The 19,874-nt window shown below is 32.4% G+C and carries 17 protein-coding genes; 13 read left to right on the top strand and 4 right to left on the bottom strand.

From position 1 onward, the window contains the following. The first annotated feature begins 129 nt into the window (after positions 1 to 129). The 6 genes from zupT (at position 130) to SD1D_RS05930 (ending at position 6,757) form a co-directional block, all read left to right on the top strand. Positions 130 to 939: a zinc transporter ZupT gene (zupT, locus tag SD1D_RS05955; RefSeq protein ID WP_058258085.1), complete on the top strand. Its 810-nt coding sequence runs from the start codon at positions 130 to 132 to the stop codon at positions 937 to 939. Between the two features lie 99 nt (positions 940 to 1,038). Next, positions 1,039 to 2,211 (top strand): MFS transporter, encoded by a 1,173-nt coding sequence (locus tag SD1D_RS05950; protein WP_058258084.1) that lies wholly within the window; start codon positions 1,039 to 1,041, stop codon positions 2,209 to 2,211. A 113-nt stretch (positions 2,212 to 2,324) separates the two neighbouring features. After that, the gene (locus SD1D_RS05945) at positions 2,325 to 2,822 is read left to right on the top strand and encodes a hypothetical protein (RefSeq protein WP_058258083.1); all 498 of its coding nucleotides are present in this window, start codon (positions 2,325 to 2,327) and stop codon (positions 2,820 to 2,822) included. Positions 2,823 to 3,025: 203 nt separating this feature from the next. Beyond that, positions 3,026 to 4,228: an MBOAT family O-acyltransferase gene (locus SD1D_RS05940; RefSeq protein WP_330398650.1), complete on the top strand. Its 1,203-nt coding sequence runs from the start codon at positions 3,026 to 3,028 to the stop codon at positions 4,226 to 4,228. A 21-nt stretch (positions 4,229 to 4,249) separates the two neighbouring features. After that, positions 4,250 to 5,353 carry a DHHW family protein gene (locus SD1D_RS05935; RefSeq protein ID WP_058258081.1) on the top strand — a complete coding sequence of 368 codons (1,104 nt, stop codon included), beginning with the start codon at positions 4,250 to 4,252 and terminating at the stop codon, positions 5,351 to 5,353. A gap of 123 nt (positions 5,354 to 5,476) precedes the next feature. Then, positions 5,477 to 6,757 (top strand): endo-1,4-beta-xylanase, encoded by a 1,281-nt coding sequence (locus SD1D_RS05930; protein ID WP_058258080.1) that lies wholly within the window; start codon positions 5,477 to 5,479, stop codon positions 6,755 to 6,757. Between the two features lie 7 nt (positions 6,758 to 6,764). On the opposite strand, the gene SD1D_RS05925 is transcribed toward SD1D_RS05930, so the two are convergent. Then, on the bottom strand, positions 6,765 to 8,099 hold the full coding sequence (locus SD1D_RS05925) for an MATE family efflux transporter (RefSeq protein ID WP_058258079.1): 1,335 nt from the start codon (positions 8,097 to 8,099) through the stop codon (positions 6,765 to 6,767). 238 nt (positions 8,100 to 8,337) lie between these two features. Between SD1D_RS05925 and SD1D_RS05920 the strand changes: the two genes are divergently transcribed. The 7 genes from SD1D_RS05920 (at position 8,338) to SD1D_RS05890 (ending at position 17,144) form a co-directional block, all read left to right on the top strand. Further along, positions 8,338 to 9,066: a DUF421 domain-containing protein gene (locus SD1D_RS05920; RefSeq protein ID WP_058258078.1), complete on the top strand. Its 729-nt coding sequence runs from the start codon at positions 8,338 to 8,340 to the stop codon at positions 9,064 to 9,066. Positions 9,067 to 9,075: 9 nt separating this feature from the next. Beyond that, the gene (locus tag SD1D_RS05915; protein ID WP_058258077.1) at positions 9,076 to 9,441 is read left to right on the top strand and encodes a DUF4363 family protein; all 366 of its coding nucleotides are present in this window, start codon (positions 9,076 to 9,078) and stop codon (positions 9,439 to 9,441) included. Between the two features lie 185 nt (positions 9,442 to 9,626). Continuing rightward, positions 9,627 to 12,356 (top strand): translation factor GTPase family protein, encoded by a 2,730-nt coding sequence (locus tag SD1D_RS05910; protein WP_058258076.1) that lies wholly within the window; start codon positions 9,627 to 9,629, stop codon positions 12,354 to 12,356. Between the two features lie 13 nt (positions 12,357 to 12,369). Further along, a complete protein-coding gene (locus SD1D_RS05905; protein ID WP_058258075.1) occupies positions 12,370 to 15,561 on the top strand; it encodes an ABC transporter permease in 3,192 nt (1,063 codons plus the stop codon). 42 nt (positions 15,562 to 15,603) lie between these two features. Next, positions 15,604 to 16,272, top strand: coding sequence for an ABC transporter ATP-binding protein (locus SD1D_RS05900; protein WP_058258074.1), 669 nt, complete (start codon positions 15,604 to 15,606; stop codon positions 16,270 to 16,272). An 84-nt stretch (positions 16,273 to 16,356) separates the two neighbouring features. Next, positions 16,357 to 16,560 carry a 4Fe-4S binding protein gene (locus tag SD1D_RS05895; protein ID WP_058258073.1) on the top strand — a complete coding sequence of 68 codons (204 nt, stop codon included), beginning with the start codon at positions 16,357 to 16,359 and terminating at the stop codon, positions 16,558 to 16,560. Continuing rightward, positions 16,557 to 17,144: a 4Fe-4S binding protein gene (locus tag SD1D_RS05890; protein ID WP_058258072.1), complete on the top strand. Its 588-nt coding sequence runs from the start codon at positions 16,557 to 16,559 to the stop codon at positions 17,142 to 17,144. The genes SD1D_RS05895 and SD1D_RS05890 overlap by 4 nt, the downstream gene beginning before the upstream one ends. 44 nt (positions 17,145 to 17,188) lie before the next feature. Here the strand turns inward: SD1D_RS05890 and SD1D_RS05885 are convergent, their stop codons facing one another. The 3 genes from SD1D_RS05885 to SD1D_RS05875 form a co-directional block, all read right to left on the bottom strand. Continuing rightward, positions 17,189 to 17,671 (bottom strand): cupin domain-containing protein, encoded by a 483-nt coding sequence (locus tag SD1D_RS05885; RefSeq protein WP_087758800.1) that lies wholly within the window; start codon positions 17,669 to 17,671, stop codon positions 17,189 to 17,191. A 479-nt stretch (positions 17,672 to 18,150) separates the two neighbouring features. Beyond that, positions 18,151 to 19,362, bottom strand: coding sequence for a hypothetical protein (locus SD1D_RS05880; protein WP_058258071.1), 1,212 nt, complete (start codon positions 19,360 to 19,362; stop codon positions 18,151 to 18,153). Further along, complete coding sequence (locus SD1D_RS05875) at positions 19,362 to 19,835, bottom strand: RNA polymerase sigma factor (RefSeq protein ID WP_058258070.1); 474 nt, start codon at positions 19,833 to 19,835, stop codon at positions 19,362 to 19,364. Before SD1D_RS05875 ends, SD1D_RS05880 begins: the two co-directional genes overlap by 1 nt. Positions 19,836 to 19,874: the final 39 nt, after the last annotated feature.

The raw sequence follows: 19,874 nt of genomic DNA, 5'->3' as shown, positions 1-19,874 counted from the left end.
AAATTTCATTTTCAAAATAAATAGACAAAAATTTAAACATAATATATACTATTCCCATAGTATAAAATTGAATATAAGTATAGATAAGATACCTTTTTATAGAAAATAAAACGTGAAGGAGGAGAATATATGGATTTTTCAGCGGTAATTTTTGCTTTTTTACTGACACTTTTTGCAGGTCTTTCTACAGGAATAGGAAGTGCACTTTCCCTATTAACGAAGAAAACTAATACTAAATTTCTTTCTATAGCCTTGGGTTTTTCTGCAGGTGTTATGATATATGTATCTTTTGTTGAAATATTTACCAAAGCTAAAGATTCATTAGTAGCAGAACTAGGGGAAGTTGGCGGAAGCTGGGCAACCGTAGGTGCATTTTTCTTTGGTATTTTTTTAATCGCCTTAATAGACAAGTTAATACCGGATACAGAAAATCCCCATGAAATTCATACCGTAGAGGAGATGGACGGAAAAAGTGAATCTCACAAAGCTAATCTTATGAGGATGGGTATGTTTACAGCCTTAGCAGTAGGTATACATAACTTTCCTGAGGGATTAGCCACATTTACAGCTGCTTTAGGTGATCCTAGTCTTGGTATTCCCATTGCTGTAGCCATAGCAATACATAATATACCGGAAGGTATTGCTGTTGCAGTTCCGGTATTTTATGCCACAGGAAGCAGGAAAAAAGCTTTTAGACTATCCTTGTTATCCGGGCTTTCAGAACCTGTAGGTGCCTTAATAGGATATTTGCTTTTGTACCGCTTTTTCAATGATATTACTTTTGGATTAATCTTTGCTTCTGTTGCAGGTATTATGGTTTATATAAGTCTGGATGAATTACTACCTGCAGCAAGGGAATATGGTGAACATCACCTGTCTATTTATGGATTAATAGCCGGAATGGCTGTTATGGCCTTAAGTCTATTACTGTTTATTTAAACATATCATAAACTAAAAAGGTTACAATGATTATCCTATTATAAACCCTAGGATAATCATTTTTTAGTATGCTTTACCAATGACAACAGGAGGATAATAATGTACTTGCTTTTACTTACTATTATTTATATGGCTTTTATAAGTCTGGGGCTTCCGGATTCCCTTCTTGGTTCAGCTTGGCCGGTTATGTACGAAGAGTTAAATGTATCAATGTCTTATGCCGGAATAATAACTATGATAATTTCCGGAGGAACAATTGTAACTAGTCTTTTATCCGGTAGACTTACAAGAAAATTAGGTACCGGTCTGGTTACGGCACTTAGCGTAATGCTAACGGCAGTGGCCTTATTTGGTTTTTCTGTTTCTAATTCATTTATATTACTTTGTCTTTGGGCTATTCCCTACGGAATAGGTGCGGGAGCGGTTGATGCTGCTTTAAACAATTATGTTGCCCTACATTATTCTTCCCGACATATGAGTTGGCTCCATTGTTTTTGGGGAGTGGGAGTCACTATCAGTCCTTTTATTATGAGTTATAGTCTAAAAGGGGGATATGGATGGAACAGGGGCTATGGTTTTGTTTTTATAATACAGATAATACTTACAGTTATTCTTTTTATAAGTCTTCCCCTTTGGAAAGATAAAAAGACCTTGGCAAACAGCCAAAAAGATCAAGAAAAAGTATTAAGCCTTCCACAAATACTTAAAATTCCAGGAGTTAAGATAGTACTTATTACTTTTCTTGCCTACTGTGGCTTAGAGGCCACAACAGGCTTATGGGCCAGTAGTTATCTTGTGGAATTTCGTGGTATTGATGCAGAAACTGCTGCCAGGTTTTCCTCCTTGTTTTATATGGGTATAACTTTGGGAAGATTTCTCTCTGGCTTTATTGCTGACAGATTTGGAGATAAGATCCTTATTCGATACGGAATAATAATTATTATCTTTGGAGTAGTCTTCCTAGGCCTTCCCACAGAAAATACTATGGTCAGTTTAATAGGTCTTATTATAATAGGTTTTGGTTGCGCTCCGGTATATCCGTCTATTATTCATTCAACTCCTGCTAATTTTGGATCAAACAATTCCCAATCCATAATAGGAGTAGAAATGGCCAGTGCCTATATCGGAACCACCTTTATGCCCCCATTATTTGGGCTGATTGCTGATAAAATAAATATTGGATTATATCCTATATATCTTATAATATTTGCCATATTAATACTTATAATGAGTGAGATCTTAAATAAAATAGTTTCTAATCAAAAAAATTAAGAAGACTCAGACAATAATTTACAAGACAGTTCTAATTTTATAATTGGAACTGTTTTGATTTTTTGTTCGTCTATCTATTGTAATTATAATGTTAAAAATAAAGGAGAGAAAAAATGAAGAGAACATTTTTATTAATTTTAGCCATGGTTACTGTATTTAGTTTTACAGCATGCAAAAAAACCAATGAAAAATCAGTCAATCTTGAAGGTAGTCTTGAAGAAATAATGGATAAGATTTATGAGACTGCTGACTTAGACAATGATTTCAGAGAGTATGTTAATAATGATGGGCTAGAAAGAAAAGAGGTTAACACAGAGAATGCAGAGTACTATCTAGGTAAATCCGATATAGAATTTGAAGAAGCTATAGCCGATGAGCCTATGATTCAGCCCGGTGCCTTTTCATTGGTACTTGTTCGTGCTAAAGAGGGGGCAGATATAGAGAAGATTAAGACTGATATAAAAGATAACGTTAATCCTATGAAGTGGGTATGTGTAGGGGTTAGTGAAGAAAATGTAATAGTAGATAGTATTGGGGATATTATATTCTTAGTTATGAGTGATAATCAGGCACAGGCACTACATAATGCCTTCCTTGCATTGGAGAAATAAGTATGCTATTTTCCAGTATAATTTTTTTATATTACTTTTTACCTTTAGTTTTGGGACTATATTTTATAGTCCCAAAAAAATATAAAAATTTTATTTTACTTATATCAAGTTTGTTTTTTTACTTTTACGGGGAACCTATCTATTCTATATTGATGATAACCTCTATTGGTTTAGGATATCTTCACGGATTATGGATAGATAGGATGAAGAACAGTAAATATGCTAAATTGCCTATGATTTCTTCAGTTATAGTAAGTATCGGAAGTCTAGTATTTTTTAAATATTCTAATTTTTTAATAAATAATTTAAATAACTTCTTTTCACTTAATATACCGATTATGGACATAGCCCTGCCCATAGGCATTAGCTTTTATACCTTTCAGATATTGTCTTATAATATTGATCTATATCGTAAGGATACTAAGGTGCAGAAAAATATTTTATATTTTGCAACCTATGTATCTCTTTTCCCACAACTTATAGCCGGCCCTATAGTTAGGTATTCCAATGTAGAAGCAGAACTTTCACAAAGAAAACATTCCATAGAAAAAATTGCATATGGTATAAGCCGTTTTATTATTGGACTGTCAAAAAAGGTTCTTTTGGCCAATAATCTTGGAGAGTTAGAAAAGATATTTTCACTTTCTAATGAAAAAACTGTATTGTTTTATTGGATATCTACTATAGCTTTCACTTTGCAGATTTATTTTGATTTTTCAGGTTATAGTGATATGGCCATAGGTTTAGGCCGAATATTTGGTTTTCATTTTCAGGAGAACTTTAACTATCCATTTATATCAAAATCTATCACTGAGTTTTGGAGAAGATGGCATATATCTCTTGGAACCTGGTTTAGGGATTATGTATATATACCCATGGGGGGAAATCGTGTCAGTAAATTAAAATGGATAAGAAATATCCTTATAGTATGGTTTTTGACAGGTATTTGGCATGGGGCAGAGTGGAACTTTGTATTTTGGGGTTTGTATTTTGCCCTGCTTTTAGTTTTGGAAAAATTGTGTTTTAATAAAATCCTAGCCAGACTACCTGCTGTAATAAATCATATATATGTAATGTTTTTAGTAATTTTAAGTTTTGCTATATTTAATGGACAGGGCATAGGAGAGGTTAAAGAAATACTTATGGGCCTGTTTGGTGGCTTAGAAATACCTTTATATAATCAGGTAACAATATATTATCTAAAAAGTTATGGGATAGTTTTTATTATAGCTATAATAGCCTCTACCCCCTTAGCTACTTATATTATTAAAAAGCTTAATACTTATAGTTTAGGTAAAAAAATAATTAATCTATTACAACCTATAGTAATTTCAGTTTTACTTTTGCTTGTAACAGGATATCTGGTGGATGGATCATTTAATCCATTTTTATATTTTAGATTTTAAATGTGAGGTTTATATTTTATTATGAAAAATCAGATAAAAAACTATATAATAATTGCCCTTTTTATCATAATAACTTACGGACTTATGCTGATAAATATTTTTAAACCGGATAATGAAATTTCATATAGTGAGAGGCGAAGACTTTTACAAGAACCGTCTTTTACTTTGCAGAGTTTTATAAGTGGTGATTATTTTACGGCTTATGAAAAATATGCCCTAGATCAATTTCCATTTCGAGATAAGATAAGAGGTTTAAAAGCATTTACAAGTTATTATATATTTAAGCAAAAAGATAATAATTCTTTGTATATAGTTGATGGATATATAAATAAAATTGAGTATCCCCTAAATGAAAAAGCTATTATAAATGCAGCCAATAAGATAAATGAAGTCTATAATAAATATCTTCAAGGTATGAATGTAAGTTATGCAATAATTCCTGATAAGAATTATTTTCTGGCTGATAAAAAGGGGCATCTGTCCATGGACTATGATAAGTTAATACAAGTAATGAATGGGAATATAATGAATATGAACTATATAGATTTATTTGAGCAACTTACAATAGATGACTATTATAAGACTGATATTCATTGGAGACAAGATAAACTTATTGAGCTGACAGAATATTTACTTAGAAGTATGGGCAATGAATTAAGTTTAACTAAGGATGAATTTAGTAAAATAAGTTTATATCCTTTTTATGGTTCATATTATGGTCAGGCAGCTTTAAATATAAAAGCTGATACTCTTATTTATCTGACTAATGAGATGATAGAAAGTGCCTTGGTATATGACCATATTGATAAGACCTATAGTAAAATTTATAATAAAGATAGATTTAATACAGTTGATTCCTATGATATATTTCTTTCAGGAGCAAAATCCCTCCTTACAATATATAATCCTAAAGCTTTAAATAATAAGGAGCTGATTATATTTAGAGACTCCTTTGGCAGTAGTATAGCACCACTTATGCTTAAAGGATATAGCAAAATAACCCTAGTTGATCTTAGATACTTAAGTACAGATTTACTCTCTAATTATATTGACTTTTCTACAAATCAAGATGTTTTATTTTTATATAATATAGTTATTTTAAATAATAGCTATATGTTAAAATAATAATCATATTAACAGAATCCCCCAATTTTATGTTGACCATTATCGAATTTTATGGTATAATTTACAAATATTAATGTATTATTCCATTTTAATAATAATATTAATATTTAAAGGGAGGAAAATATGAGACAAATGGTAAAAAAATTAAGGGTTTTTCTCTTATTATTATCTATTTTGATAGTCATAGGAGGATGTAAAAAGAAGGACAAAAACCCAGATGAAGTGATTAATCCTGTTGAGGATAATAAGCAAGATACCGGTAATGAAGACAGTGAACCCACACCCGGGGAAGATGATACCAATAATAATGACCAAGAAGATAATACCGAAGATGAAAAGCCAAAAGATGATTATAACCCCAGTGAACTTCCCTTGGTTGAAGGTGGAATAAAAGGGGTTTATGCAAAACATAATTTGCAGGCTGGCACTTGCATAAATGGATTTGTAATTAATAATTATTCTGATCATATTATAGAAAATTATAATAGTGTAACCCTAGAAAATGATATGAAACCGGAAGCTATACTAAATCATGATAAGAGTATTAAAAGCGGAGATATTGTTGTAGAATATCCGGAAAGAACTATTGAACAGCTAGAATGGGCTAAGAAGAATAATATGAAAGTAAGGGGCCACGTTCTTGTATGGTATAGCCAAACCCCTCAATGGATTTTCCATGAGAAATTTGATACCAGTAAGAAAATGGTCGACAAAGATACAATGCTATCTAGAATGGAAAGCTATTTAAAACAAAATTTCAAAATCTTAGATGAACTGGGTTACTCAGATATTTTTTATGCCTATGATATTGTAAATGAAGCAATTATGGATGACGGTTCTTTAAGAGATTGCCCATGGAAGCAGATTATAGGGGATGATTATATATGGCATGCATTTAATTATGCAAAAAAATATGCACCCAAGCATATAAAACTTTATTATAATGACTATAACGAGCAATTTAAGACCGATGCAGTAGTTAAATTGGCAAAATCATTAGTAGATGATAAGGGTAATTCTTTAATTGACGGAATCGGATGTCAAGCCCATTTATATACTGAAGATTCTATCGATAAATATATGAAGACCTTAGAAGCCTTTAGTGCTACAGGATTAGATGTACAAATCACTGAAATTGACGTAAGCTTAGGTACATGGCAGAATATTCTTCAACCTACAGAGGAAAATCTTAAGAAACAGGGACAATATTACTACAAACTTGTAAGTAGTATAATTGAAGCTAATAAGGCTGGAACTACCAATGTAAGCGGCATTACTTTCTGGGGTATTTCAGACGGAGCATCATGGAGAAGGGATCGTAGCCCTCTGCTATTTGATGAAGATTTGAAACCAAAGTATGCTTACTTTGGAGCAGTTTTAGACTACGATCACTCCGGTCATTAATAGAAGTTTAAGGTTTTTTTAGGAGGAATTTGACCATAATTAAACCTATAATATCAGCTATAGCCCAGCCAATGGGAATTGACCACCATATACCAAGGATACCAATCCAAGGTATGGCTGAAAGGGTATAAGCTAGGGCAACCCGGGTACCCAGGCTGGCTATGGTAAGAATAATGGATACTTCCGGTCTTCCATATCCTCGAAATAAACCATAGAACATAAATAGATATCCGATTAAACAATAAAATACTGCTACTATATAGAGATATTGAGTTCCGATATTCAATATCTCTATTTTATCTTTATTTATGAATATATATAATAAGGGTTTGGCAAATATTAGTATAAAGCTAGTAATAATAAGGCAATATATAGTAATTATTTTTAGGGCGGACCGGATACCTTTATGAATTCGTTTAAGTTGTCCGGCTCCCTTATTTTGAGCAACAAAGATAGAAAAAGCATTTCCAAAGTCCTGTACAGGCATATAAGCGAAACTTTCAATTTTAACAACAGCTGTAAATGCAGCCATTACTGAGACTCCAAAGCTATTTACTAGTCCCTGAATAAGTAAAATACCAAAATTCATAATTGATTGTTGAATACTTGATAGTACCGAGTTGTTTGTAATCATTTTCAATATTTTTTTATTAAAATGAAGATGCCTTCTTTTAAATCTAAATTGAGGAACCTTTACTATACAGTATATGCAAAGGCCAATGCCCGAAAACATTTGAGCTATTATTGTAGCATAAGCTGCACCGGCTATACCCATATCTAAGGGTACTACAAATACTATATCTAGCAGGATATTAATAAGAGCTGATATTATTAGGAAGATAAGGGGTGTTATGGAATTTCCCATACTTCGCATAACTGCTGTAAAGTAATTATAAAGATATGTTAAGACGATTCCGTAAAATATTATTTGCAGATATTTTTTTGTATCTATGATTATCTCCTCAGGGATATTTATAAAGGATATTATTTCATCGATAAAAACTAATGATGCGATATTTATTAATAAGCTTATGATTCCAATAAAACAAAATGAAGTAAAAAAACTGTTCTTTAAATTTTCAATGTCCTTCATACCATACAGATAGGAAAATACAGCACTACTGCCCATACAAAGACCAAATATAATAGATGTAAGTAATACCATTATAGAAAAAGCGCTGCCCACAGCCGCTAAAGCCTCAGGGCCAATGAATTTTCCAACTATAATAGTATCTGCAACATTATATAATTGTTGAAATATATTGCCAATTATCATTGGTATGGCAAAACTAATTATAACCTTAGATTCTTTACCTTCAAGAAAATTCGTTTCCGTCTTCATGTGATGTCCTTTCATTTGCTATATTCTTTTGTCAATTTTTTTAATTCGATTTCTCTTTTTTATTGCCCTATTTAAATAAATTTAGACCGATTTAGATTAACATTACAGCTGATTTTTGTCAAATTATGCGATATATATTACAGTTTAAGTTTATTACTTAGTCAAGGTCTAATTATGTGTATAAATTCCAATAGATACAGGATAATATAGATTGAATCTATAATTTGGAGGAATTAAAGTGAATGAAGGATTAGTAGTACTTGTTAGGGCAATAATTAGTTTTTTTACTCTTCTAATATTTACAAGAATATTAGGTAAAGAGCAAATTAGTCAATTAACTTATTTTGATTATATTCTTGGAATTACCATTGGTTCTATAGCTTCTGAGGCTACTGTGGACTTATCTAGTAGGACCTGGCCCCATTTTGTAGGTTTAGCCTCATGGGCAGCTTTAGCCTATATAATGCAATATATCACTTTAAAATGGAGATATGCTGCCAAGGTAATAGAAGGGGAGCCTACTATAGTTATTATGAAGGGTAAGATAATGGATGATGTTCTAAAAAAGATGAAATTCAGGATTACAGATATCCTAGAACTTATGCGTAATCAAGGAATCTTTGATTTAAATGAAGTGGATTATGCTATTTTAGAACCAAATGGAAGCCTTTCAGTACTTAAAAAACCTGAATATCTGCCCTTAACTCGAAAAGATATGAATATTAAGGCAGAACCCACTGGAATTAGCACTGAGTTAGTTTATGACGGAGTACTTATAGAGGAAAACTTAAAACAAATGAATAAAGATAAAAAGTGGCTTATGAACCAGCTTAAAAAATATGGTATTAAGGATGTATCTGAAGCGTTTTTAGTTACCTTAAATGATGCCGGCAGTTTATATGTAGATAAGTATAAAGATAATATGAAAAAGGTTAAGGATATAGGAGATTATAAAGGTCCATTTTAGGAGGGTTCTATGAGGAAGTTTTTAATTACAGCAATTCCGATTTTTATCTTAATTATATTTATATGTATAATGCATAGCGGACATATTCTTAAAAAACCCATAGGTAAAAATGATGATATTATTCAGTCTATTAATGATATGATTGAAATGGTTAATGATGATTCATGGGATGAGGCTGATAGTAAACTTAAGGATTTAAACAAAGCCTGGGATAAGGTTTTAAAAAGAGTACAATTTGCTTCTGAAAGAGATGAGATTAATAGCTTTAGTACTTGTATTGCAAGACTAAGGGGAGCTGTGATGGCAAAAGATAAATCAGCTGCTTTAATGGAGTTATATGAAGCTGATAATCATTGGAGGGAACTTGGAAGATAAAGCATAATCAATTCTAATAGTATAAACTATATACTTGAAATCTAGAAATATATATTTTATCATAGAAATAATATTATTTATGACTTTTTAACTATATTAAAAATTATAATCATACATTTTACAAGAATCTAGTAGTTCTTAACTTACTAGGATTTGATTATATAAATACTAGACTGGAGATTTTTATGAAGAAACTTGTTATAGGAATACTGGCTCATGTGGATGCAGGAAAAACCACCTTAGCAGAAAGCTTACTATATCTAACCGGTAGCATTAGAAAGTTTGGAAGAGTAGACCATAAGAATGCATTTTTAGATAATTATGACTTGGAAAGGTCAAGGGGAATTACTATATTTTCTAAGCAGGCAGTCATCTCATATAAGAATTTGGAAATTACTCTACTGGATACGCCGGGACATGTGGATTTTTCTGCAGAAATGGAGCGGACTCTGCAGGTTTTAGATTATGCTATATTAGTCATTAGCGGAAGTGACGGAATACAAGGTCATACTGAAACCTTATGGAAGTTGTTAAGTCAATATAAGATACCAACATTTTTATTTATAAATAAGATGGATCTTAAGGTTAGGGACAATCAGTCATTAATGGATGAGTTTAAGGAAAAACTTGATGAAGGATGCGTAGATTTTAGCAAAGGCCAAGATATTAATATTCTTATGGAAAACTTGGCCCTTTGTCATGAGAGTTTACTAAATCAATATATTGAAAATGGAAGTATTAATAGAAACTCTATTGTGGAGGCTATTTTTGAAAGAAAAGTATTTCCCTGCTATTTTGGCTCTGCCTTGAAAATTGATGGGGTGGAGGAATTATTAGATGGACTTAACCAATATACAAAATCTAACAAGTACCCAACTGATTTTGCTGCAAAAGTTTATAAAATATCTAGGGATGAGCAGGGAAACCGTCTTACCCATATGAAGATTACCGGCGGCCTCCTTAAGGTTAAGATGAAATTAACAAATAAAAAAGAAAGCAGAATTGTCAGTGATTTAGATCATAAGAAAACATGGGAAGAAAAGGTAGATCAGATACGAATTTATTCCGGTTCTAAATATTATACGGTAGATCAGTTAGAGGCAGGTACCGTATGTGCTGTTACCGGACTTAGTAATACTTTTCCCGGTGAGGGACTGGGTATGGAAGAAGATTTAAATATCCCTATATTAAAACCTGTACTTACCTATCAGCTTATATTACCCCCTGAATGTAATGCTTTTAGTGTACTTTCACAACTTCGCCAATTAGAAGAAGAAGATCCCATGTTACATATAGTATGGCATGAAAAGCTACAGGAAATTCATATACAACTGATGGGGGAGGTACAAACTGAAATATTAAAAACTTTAATAAAAGAACGGTTTAACCTTGATGTAGAGTTTGGACCGGGCAACATCTTATATAAAGAAACCATTGAGGAAGCGGTGGTAGGAGTAGGGCATTTTGAGCCACTTCGCCATTATGCCGAGGTTCACTTACTATTAGAGCCTGGGGAGCCGGGAAGTGGATTGATATTTGACAGTAAATGCAGTGAAGATGATTTGGAAGGTAGCTGGCAAAGACTGATTTTAACCCATTTAAAAGAAAAAGAACACCTTGGTATATTAACAGGATCACCGATTACGGATATAAAGATTACCCTTATTGCAGGCCGTGCCCATCTAAAGCATACGGAAGGGGGAGATTTCAGGCAGGCAACCTATAGGGCAATTCGTCAAGGTTTGAAAAAAGCTAAGAGCATTTTGCTGGAACCATATTATTCATTTAAATTAGAGCTACCCACGGAAAATGTAGGACGGGCTATGACGGACATTCAGAGGATGAAGGGAAGTTTTGATCCCCCACAGATAAATGGGGATATGGCCCTTCTAATCGGTAATGCTCCTGTTGCTACCATGAGCGGTTATCAGGTGGAAGTAAATGCTTATACAAGAGGAAGGGGTAATTTGTTTTGTACCCCGGCAGGATACCAGCCTTGTCATAACTTTGAAGAGGTGATTAGTAAAATAGACTATGACAGTGAGCAGGATTTTGATAATCCAACCGGGTCGGTGTTTTGTTCCCATGGGGAAAGTTTTTTGGTAAAATGGGATCAAGTTGAGGAATATATGCATATTGAAAGTGCTATTTGGAATCAGTATTTAAAAGATAAAGCAGAAGATAAGGCAGTAGAGGAAGACAAGAATACTGAGCCTATTAAGAATAAATCTTTGTCCAAGAATAAGGATTTTTGGCAAGAGGATAAAGAGCTTGAAGAAATATTTACAAGAACCTATGGTCCTATTAAGCAGAGTCCTGTATATACCCAAAGTAGATTGGGATATGAAAATAAAAAGGCTCAAACTAAAAAAGCATATATAAAGACAGAAGCCAATAAAAAGCTTAAAGAATATCTTTTAGTTGACGGATATAATATCATATTCTCCTGGGATGAGTTAAAAGAATTGGCAACTGAAAATATGGATGCGGCAAGGTATAGGCTTATGGATATCCTATGTAATTATCAAGGTTTTAAAAAATGTACGGTAATACTAGTTTTTGATGCCTATAAAGTTAAAGGGGGTCTGGGGGAAGTACAAAAATATAAAAATATTAATGTGGTCTATACCAAAGAAGCCGAAACTGCAGACCAATATATTGAAAAAGTAACATATGAAATTGCAAAGGATAATCATGTAGTTGTTGCCACATCAGATGCCTTAGAGCAATTAATAATACTGGGTAGGGGGGCAGTAAGACTTTCAGCCAATGATCTTAAGGAAGAAATTATAAGAGTAAACACCATAATCAGACAAGATTATATGGACAAGCCTTCAAATAATAAGGCATATATGGGAGAGTTACTTTCAGAAGAATGGTATAAAGGGTCTAATATTATGAAGGAAGATATATAAAAAGGGGAAGATTATGATATCACATAGTATTAAAAGTATTGTACGGACACCAAAAAAATCCATATTGTTTTTTTGCTTAATCGGATTTTTATCTATAATTTTAAGTATTGGAGCCGGAATGTATATGTCTGCCCATAATATGCTTTTAGATGCAGACAAAACCTTTTCTACAGTAGTAGAACTATCTTATCTGGGTAATTCAGATAATAATCAAGAGGCCTTTTTTGAAAGAATGAATAAGGATCTGTCCGATTTTGATTTTCAAAAATTAATGAAGGATTCTAATGTTCTTTCGGTAAATATGGAAAAATCCGCTTATGCATATGTAGCTGAAAATCAAATTAATCAGAGTCTTTCAGATATTAATAATTATGTTATTATAGAAGTTTTTAATATTAAGCCTTACGACGATACCTTATATCAGGCTATTGTAAATAAGGTTTATTTTGGGAAGACAATGAGAGAAAATACATATGTAATCTTAAATAGTCTAAATGAGTATGGGGAAGCAGCCGGTTATAATTTTGTACAGGGTCATAAGTATTTAATTATAGGAAGTTTAGCCGACGGAAAAAACCCTATGCCTATTATTACACCGCAAATTCCAAATGGTTTAGAAGGTTTCAATTATGTAATTGACCTCCATGAGAAAGCGGACTTTTATGAAACAAAAGAGGGAGAGGAATTATTGGAACTGGCAGAGGCTTTTAATGTAGTTGATAGTTCTCTTCCGGTTACCATGGTTACTAATTTGGAGGCTTGTGAGCCATATTTTAATGGTGATTTGATTATAAGCACGGGTAGGGGTTTTTTACCGGAAGAATATCAAGAAGGAAATAATAATGTTATTTTAATCAGTAAAACCTTAGCAGAGATTTATGAACTTAATATAGGGGATAGCCTTAAGTTAAATCTTCATTATGGGAAAAAAGGAATTGGATTATCAGATTATTTTAAAGATTATAGTTTCAGTTATGAGGCTGCTTATGAAGTAGTAGGTATCTTTGATAATAAAGAGAACAATATATTTAAGATATATATGCCAATGGCAGATTGGATAAGTCAGGATTTTCATTCAACCACATTGGCTAGATATCTTGTAAAAAACGGTACAGGTAATATCTTTATAGAAGCATATAAAAAAGATTTGCTTGCCAATATGAAATTTACCCTATATGACCAAGGTTATGAAGCAGCCTTAAAACCTATAGTTGAGTTAAAGGATACTTCAATTCTACTACTGCTTCTAGGGGGACTTTCGGCTATTATTATACTTGTTTTATTTTCTTATTTATATGTTATTAAGCAGAAGGATACCATAATTAATATGCTGGCTTTAGGAGCAGGTAAGAAGCGAACCCTAACATATATTTTATTTGGTTCAATGCTTTTGCTTATGGTGGCTTCTACCATAGGAGCATTTATAACATCAGTATTTATAGGAAGTTTAACAAAAATAATCTTCGACAGCATGACTTCATCATATAATAGGGATTTAATGTACAGTGAAAGAGCCCTAGGGCTTAGACTAGATTTTGAGACCAAAATCAGAATTAATTATTGGATTCCTGTAATTATTATATTACTAATACTAATTATAGGCTTTATATTGATAAACTGTCTTACATTATATGTATTTAATGGTGATAAATTTAAAGTAAATAGACCAAAGAAGGTATCTCCTAAGAAAAAGAGTATACAAGAAATTCATCCATCAAAAGCAAATAAAAAAGATATATTATTTGGCCGTATACGTCCCCTTTCTTTAAAATTTGCTTTAATTTCTTTAGTTAGAAGTGCCGGCAGGAGTTTTATTGTCCCTATACTTGCCTTTATTATGTCGGTTTTTCTTGTGTTTCTTGGCTATCTTTCTAATATGGAGAAAAGTAAAAAGGCAAATGTATATGACAATATACCTGTAAATGCCTATATGACCACATTCAAGAATGAAACCCGTGATCTTGGAGGGTTAAATCTTCAATATGATATTTTTAGGCTTATAGACCCTAATTATTCCTATAGAATGGGATGGGGCACGGAAGTTTACAATGAATTAATAAGTGGGGGCGAATATTCTTCTTCAAAGATTTATGAAGAAAGAAGAAAACTACTGGATTCTTCGGAATTTTTTAAGGAAATGTATCTTTATAATGCAGTACATTATGAATATATGGGGATTTCAAAGACAAAGGATGGTAGGGAATTTCCAGAGCTACAATCATATCCCAATATAAGAAAACATAAGAATGCTTTTGGATTTGATTGGTTTTTAAATATAATACCTAAGATGCCAAAATTAGCTTATGCTGATGATATAAGATATACTCCAGAGTTTTTTGATAATCAAGACTGTGAAGTAGAATTTCTATCAGGCTATGATTATGACTCCCTTAGCTTAAATGAGAATATAGGAATAATTCCAAGAAACTTTGCAAGTGAAAATAATATTGATTTGGGAGATACCATCCGCTTAACCGCTTGGTATATTTATGAAGAAGAATATGCATTATGTAGTGTATTAGATTTAGAAGTGATAGGTATATATGAACAAACTTGGCAATCAGACGTCATTTATACCCCTTGGATAATGAGCTATGACCATGATTACTATGTAGATTATAGCTATCCTATAGATTCTCAAGCCCAAGTGGAAACTATTTGGATATGGAATGAAATCTTACCAAGAAGTGTTAGGGCAGCTACATTTACCCTTAAAAATACAAAGAATTTAGCTGCCTTTAGAGAGTATTTGGATAAGCAAGGTTATAGTGAAGCCGGACAGATAAAAAATAATAGAAGAGCCATAGTAATCCAGGATAAAAAGCTGGAGGAAACCATAAAACCCTTTGATAATCATATTAAGTTAATGAATATATTAAATCCAATTATGTTGATTTTATTTGGAGTAATAGGATTTATGGTTTCATACTTACTGATTCGTCATAGAATAAGCGAGCTAGCTATTATGAGAAGTATGGGGGCAAAAAGAACATATGTATTTTTATCATTTTTTATAGAACAGCTGATACTTTTTTTACTAGGATTGATTCCGGTTTTCATATATTCTCTAATTTTTCCGAAGTACTTTATATATTACGGAGCAAGTGTGGCCTATTTTATTATTAGCTACCTTACCGGTTCAGGACTTTCATTAATATATCTTGGCAAAGCTGATTTATTGGATATATTATTTTCAAAGGAGTAAATTATTAAGGTTTTATCATTGTATATACACAGGGAGGCTAATATGGCGATTTTGAAATTAAATGATGTTTCTTATAGCTATCAAAATCAGTATCAAAGTGTAGAAGCGGTTAAGAATGTTAGTTTAGAGCTTGAACAAGGAAAAGTTTATGCTATTATTGGAAAATCCGGTTCAGGTAAATCCACCTTACTATCATTGATGGCAGGACTTACCCTTCCTAAGTCAGGTGAGATTTTATATGATGGGGACTCTATAAAAAACCTTGATATGGAGGAGTATAGAAGAGATAAGGCCTCGGTTATTTATCAAACCTTTAATCTATTTCCTTTAATGACAGTACTTGAGAATGTAATATTTCCTTTGGAGTTAAAAGGGATGAAGCATCTTGAGGCTAAGGCTATAGCCGAAAGGCATATAGCTAGTGTCGGTTTAGATAAAAACCACTATAAAAGATTCCCTAATATGCTGTCCGGTGGTGAAAGGCAAAGAGTAGCTATAGCAAGAGCCTTGGCTACCGGTTCTAGACTTTTACTTGCAGACGAGCCTACAGGAAATTTAGATATGGCAAATGGTGATTTGGTTGTTAAACTTCTTATAGATCTAGCCCATAAAGATAAGCTGGCAGTTGTAATAGTAACCCACGATCTTTCCATTGCAGATAAGGCAGATGAGGTCTTTCAGATGAATGACGGAATACTATCTAGGATGTAGCTTTAATGTAACTTTATCACATAAAAAGTAGAATTAATCTGATATCATTTACCATATCATAAAAGTAAAGGTGGATAATATGATATGGTAAGAAGAATGGCAAAGGTTGATAAATCTTTATGCGTTGCCTGTGGAAGCTGTATAAAAGTATGTCCAAAACAGGCAATATCCATCTATAGGGGAGTGTATGCCCAGGTGGATGAAAGTAAATGTATCGGCTGTGGATTATGTGCAAAAGAGTGTCCCGCTTCCATAATTACTATAAATAAGTTGGAGGTGGGAGCATGAAAAAACCCTGGTATGAATATATGTGGATAGTATCCGCTTTATATCTTACACTTGGCTTCTTTAATATACTTTTTGCATGGTTGGGTATGCTTTGTTTTATTATTCCCCTAGTAATCTCAGCAGTAAAGGGATCAAAATCATATTGTAATAAGTATTGTGGAAGAGGCCAGCTTTTTTCCCTGCTGGGTAAAAAATTTGCCTTATCAAGGAATAAGCCCATGCCCAGATGGATGGTATCAAAATGGTTCAGATATGGTTTTCTAACCTTTTTTATGATAATGTTTTTACAGATGATATTTATTACTTACCTGGTTTTTAAAGATGTCAGAGGACTTTCAGAAACAGTAAAACTTCTATGGACCTTTAAAATACCTTGGGGCTGGGCACATAAAGTAACCGGTATACCTGCCTGGATATCCCAATTTGCTTTCGGATTTTATAGTGTTATGATGACATCAAGTATACTTGGTATAATTACCATGTTATTATTCAAGCCTAGATCATGGTGTATCTATTGTCCCATGGGTACCATGACCCAATTAATATGTAAGTTTCAAATAACAAAAAAAGAACAAAATCAATGATTTTGTTCTTTTTTGCTATTTTTTATCTGATAATAAATAAGCTATTAATGAGTTTCGTCATCCTTTGTAACATGAATGGTGCCATGGGGATGGTTTGGTGGTGCATAAATTGAATATAATTTAATGGGAGTATGACCGGTGTTAATTAAATTGTGCCATTTTCCTGCAGGAATAAAGATAACATAGTCATCTTTAACAGGTTCCCGAAAATAAAGATCATCTTTTTGATCCCCCATCATAACTAATCCTTCACCCTGTTCGATACGAATAAACTGATCAATATCGTGATGAACCTCTAACCCTATTTCACCACCAACATCAATACTCATAAGTGTAAGCTGCAAAAAAGTGCCGGTCCATAAGGAAGTACGGAAAGTAGTGTTTTGCAATGTAGCTTTATTAATATTTATAACAAATGGCTCCGGACCGTAATCTCTAATACTGCGATAAGGATATCGTCCACGATAAAAACTATTTTTTTTAGGTAAGTTTGGATAAAATCTATTATGTTTATTGTTAAAATTCATTGAATAAATGTTCCTTTCATGATTTTCTAATATATAATATGTTTTTTAAACTAATAGGTGCGATATTGTATGGTGATGATAAGTAATTAAGATATATTAATAATTTACAAGTTTTGTGTTAAGTATATAAGTAATCTAATCAAAGTATACAAAATAAAAATAAATCCTGTTAATTGCTTGACAAATAATATTTTGTGTTTATAATATCAGAAAACAACAAGAAAAACTTTATTACTAGAAGATATGAGTTATGGATAAAAAAATATGAAAGGAGATATTCCATGATATTTATCAAGTTTAAAGGTACAAATAATAATAACTTTAACCCCTGGGTAGATGCGCAGGGTAATTGGAGTATCGAAAAATCCATAATTCTAAATAAGCACCAGCATAATTTCTTATATTGTAATTCTAAATACTAACCAAGTAAAATTTATACATATAAAATCATGACCACCCGTCAAACGGGTGGTCATGATTTACATTTTATAAGTGGCGGCATTTATAACTTGTGTGTTTTTATCATATGGATTTAAACTGTCTTCATCTTCATCCAAAGATTCAATTGAAGTTTCTGTTTTATCTTTTATTAAGCCTACATCTTCAGAAACCAATTCAATTGCACCCTTTTGATCAGGTTGGCATTGGATAAATCCACAGTCAATGAAATGAAGCTTTTCTTCGATTTCCTCAGCTGTAATATCTGAATTTATCTTAACAAATCCACAGTCAGTAATCGTAACTCCGTCTTCTAAACCTTCCAAGGTATTTTTATTGATAGTAAGAAAACCTTTATCCTTAATAATTTTACCTTTAATAAATTTTAAATCTTTATATTCAATATCCAAACTATGCAAATTATCAATTAATTTTTTGCTAATTAGGATAGAACCGGTCACTTTTAAACCTGTAATCTTTTTTAAAGTATTTTCGCTTTCCGATGTAATTACCAGGTCTCCATCAACATATATTTTGTCCCCATGTTTGCTTACCATTAAATCATTTAAGGTACCTTCTTCAACATAGCTGTAACCGGCAGGTAACACCTTAATATCTGTCTCATCATCAAACAATAAAATAGCTTTATCTAATAGATTCTCAGCTATTATAGCTGTATTTGTAATAAAAGTTGTACCTTTTGAAATAAGTGATGACAAATCCAGTGTTTCATCTATTACTAAAACCTTATTTTTAGCATAATATTTTGCATTTTTAGCCCTAAGGATAAATACTTTATCAAGTATAAATTTATTTTTTAAGCATATAGCATCAGATGGATAAGTACTAACTGAGCCGTTTACTTTTAAGGGTGGTAGCTGGTTTTGTGTATCTGATGGATAGGATACAGAACCATTTACCTGTATTGATAAAAAGGACTCCAATGCTTTTTCGCTCCCTTTATTAATATGAAGGGATCCGTTTACTATAAGCACAGTGGGCTTTGACATAATAGTATTTTCTTCAATAGTGAAGGATCCATTTTGTATTAAGACTTCGGCATCATCTGGTATTTCCGTTACATCAGCAGTATTCATAGCAACATGATAGCGTGAGAGTAACTCTTTGGAATTTTTTGATACCAGAATACATGAAGTATTAATTTGTATACTTTCATAAGAGTTTAGAATTTCCTCGGTCACTGATCTGCAATCACATATGGCAGCGTTAATTACTAATTTTCTTTTCTCCATTATAATTCACCTTTGCCTTTCTGTTCTAAATAAATTTTTCTTAATTTTTTTCTCGCTGAGGCTAATCTAGCTCTTACAGTAGAAGAAGGTAGATCAAAAAGCTTCCCTAATTCTGAGGAATTATAACCTTCCATATGTCTTAGCCAGAACAAGTCACTTTCTTCCCTGGGAAGCTGCCCACATAATTGCTTAACCATAATCTCACTTAAATCATCTTCAGTAACAAACTTAAACTCCTGCTTAGGCTCCCTGTTGATTCGTCGGATTTTGTCTATAAATATATTCTTTGCGGTTTTATAAAGCCATGCTCGACATTGAGAATCGGTCAAATCGTTTAATACATGGGCATTTTCTAATCCCCTGATAAAAGTATCCTGTACGATATCCTCAGCTAAAGCACGATTGTTACTGGAGAGGTTAAGGCAATACCATAGTAATTGACTATGGTAGTTTCTATATAAATTTTCTATCATATCTCTCCTCCTTATATCGTGTCTTTAATAATATAACGA

Origin of the sequence: Herbinix luporum, from assembly GCF_900070325.1 — a bacterium.
Lineage (GTDB): Bacteria > Bacillota > Clostridia > Lachnospirales > Lachnospiraceae > Mobilitalea > Mobilitalea luporum.
This window is presented reverse-complemented; position numbering and strand designations above follow the sequence as displayed.

What these genes read in the sequence shown, in the direction of transcription:
- zupT (WP_058258085.1), top strand. Translation starts at nt 130, where the DNA reads ATGGATTTTTCAGCGGTAATTTTTGCTTTTTTACTGACACTTTTTGCA.
- SD1D_RS05950 (WP_058258084.1), top strand. Translation starts at nt 1,039, where the DNA reads ATGTACTTGCTTTTACTTACTATTATTTATATGGCTTTTATAAGTCTG.
- SD1D_RS05945 (WP_058258083.1), top strand. Translation starts at nt 2,325, where the DNA reads ATGAAGAGAACATTTTTATTAATTTTAGCCATGGTTACTGTATTTAGT.
- SD1D_RS05940 (WP_330398650.1), top strand. Translation starts at nt 3,026, where the DNA reads ATGAAGAACAGTAAATATGCTAAATTGCCTATGATTTCTTCAGTTATA.
- SD1D_RS05935 (WP_058258081.1), top strand. Translation starts at nt 4,250, where the DNA reads ATGAAAAATCAGATAAAAAACTATATAATAATTGCCCTTTTTATCATA.
- SD1D_RS05930 (WP_058258080.1), top strand. Translation starts at nt 5,477, where the DNA reads ATGAGACAAATGGTAAAAAAATTAAGGGTTTTTCTCTTATTATTATCT.
- SD1D_RS05925 (WP_058258079.1), bottom strand. Translation starts at nt 8,099, where the DNA reads ATGAAGACGGAAACGAATTTTCTTGAAGGTAAAGAATCTAAGGTTATA.
- SD1D_RS05915 (WP_058258077.1), top strand. Translation starts at nt 9,076, where the DNA reads ATGAGGAAGTTTTTAATTACAGCAATTCCGATTTTTATCTTAATTATA.
- SD1D_RS05910 (WP_058258076.1), top strand. Translation starts at nt 9,627, where the DNA reads ATGAAGAAACTTGTTATAGGAATACTGGCTCATGTGGATGCAGGAAAA.
- SD1D_RS05905 (WP_058258075.1), top strand. Translation starts at nt 12,370, where the DNA reads ATGATATCACATAGTATTAAAAGTATTGTACGGACACCAAAAAAATCC.
- SD1D_RS05900 (WP_058258074.1), top strand. Translation starts at nt 15,604, where the DNA reads ATGGCGATTTTGAAATTAAATGATGTTTCTTATAGCTATCAAAATCAG.
- SD1D_RS05895 (WP_058258073.1), top strand. Translation starts at nt 16,357, where the DNA reads ATGGTAAGAAGAATGGCAAAGGTTGATAAATCTTTATGCGTTGCCTGT.
- SD1D_RS05890 (WP_058258072.1), top strand. Translation starts at nt 16,557, where the DNA reads ATGAAAAAACCCTGGTATGAATATATGTGGATAGTATCCGCTTTATAT.
- SD1D_RS05885 (WP_087758800.1), bottom strand. Translation starts at nt 17,671, where the DNA reads ATGAATTTTAACAATAAACATAATAGATTTTATCCAAACTTACCTAAA.
- SD1D_RS05880 (WP_058258071.1), bottom strand. Translation starts at nt 19,362, where the DNA reads ATGGAGAAAAGAAAATTAGTAATTAACGCTGCCATATGTGATTGCAGA.
- SD1D_RS05875 (WP_058258070.1), bottom strand. Translation starts at nt 19,835, where the DNA reads ATGATAGAAAATTTATATAGAAACTACCATAGTCAATTACTATGGTAT.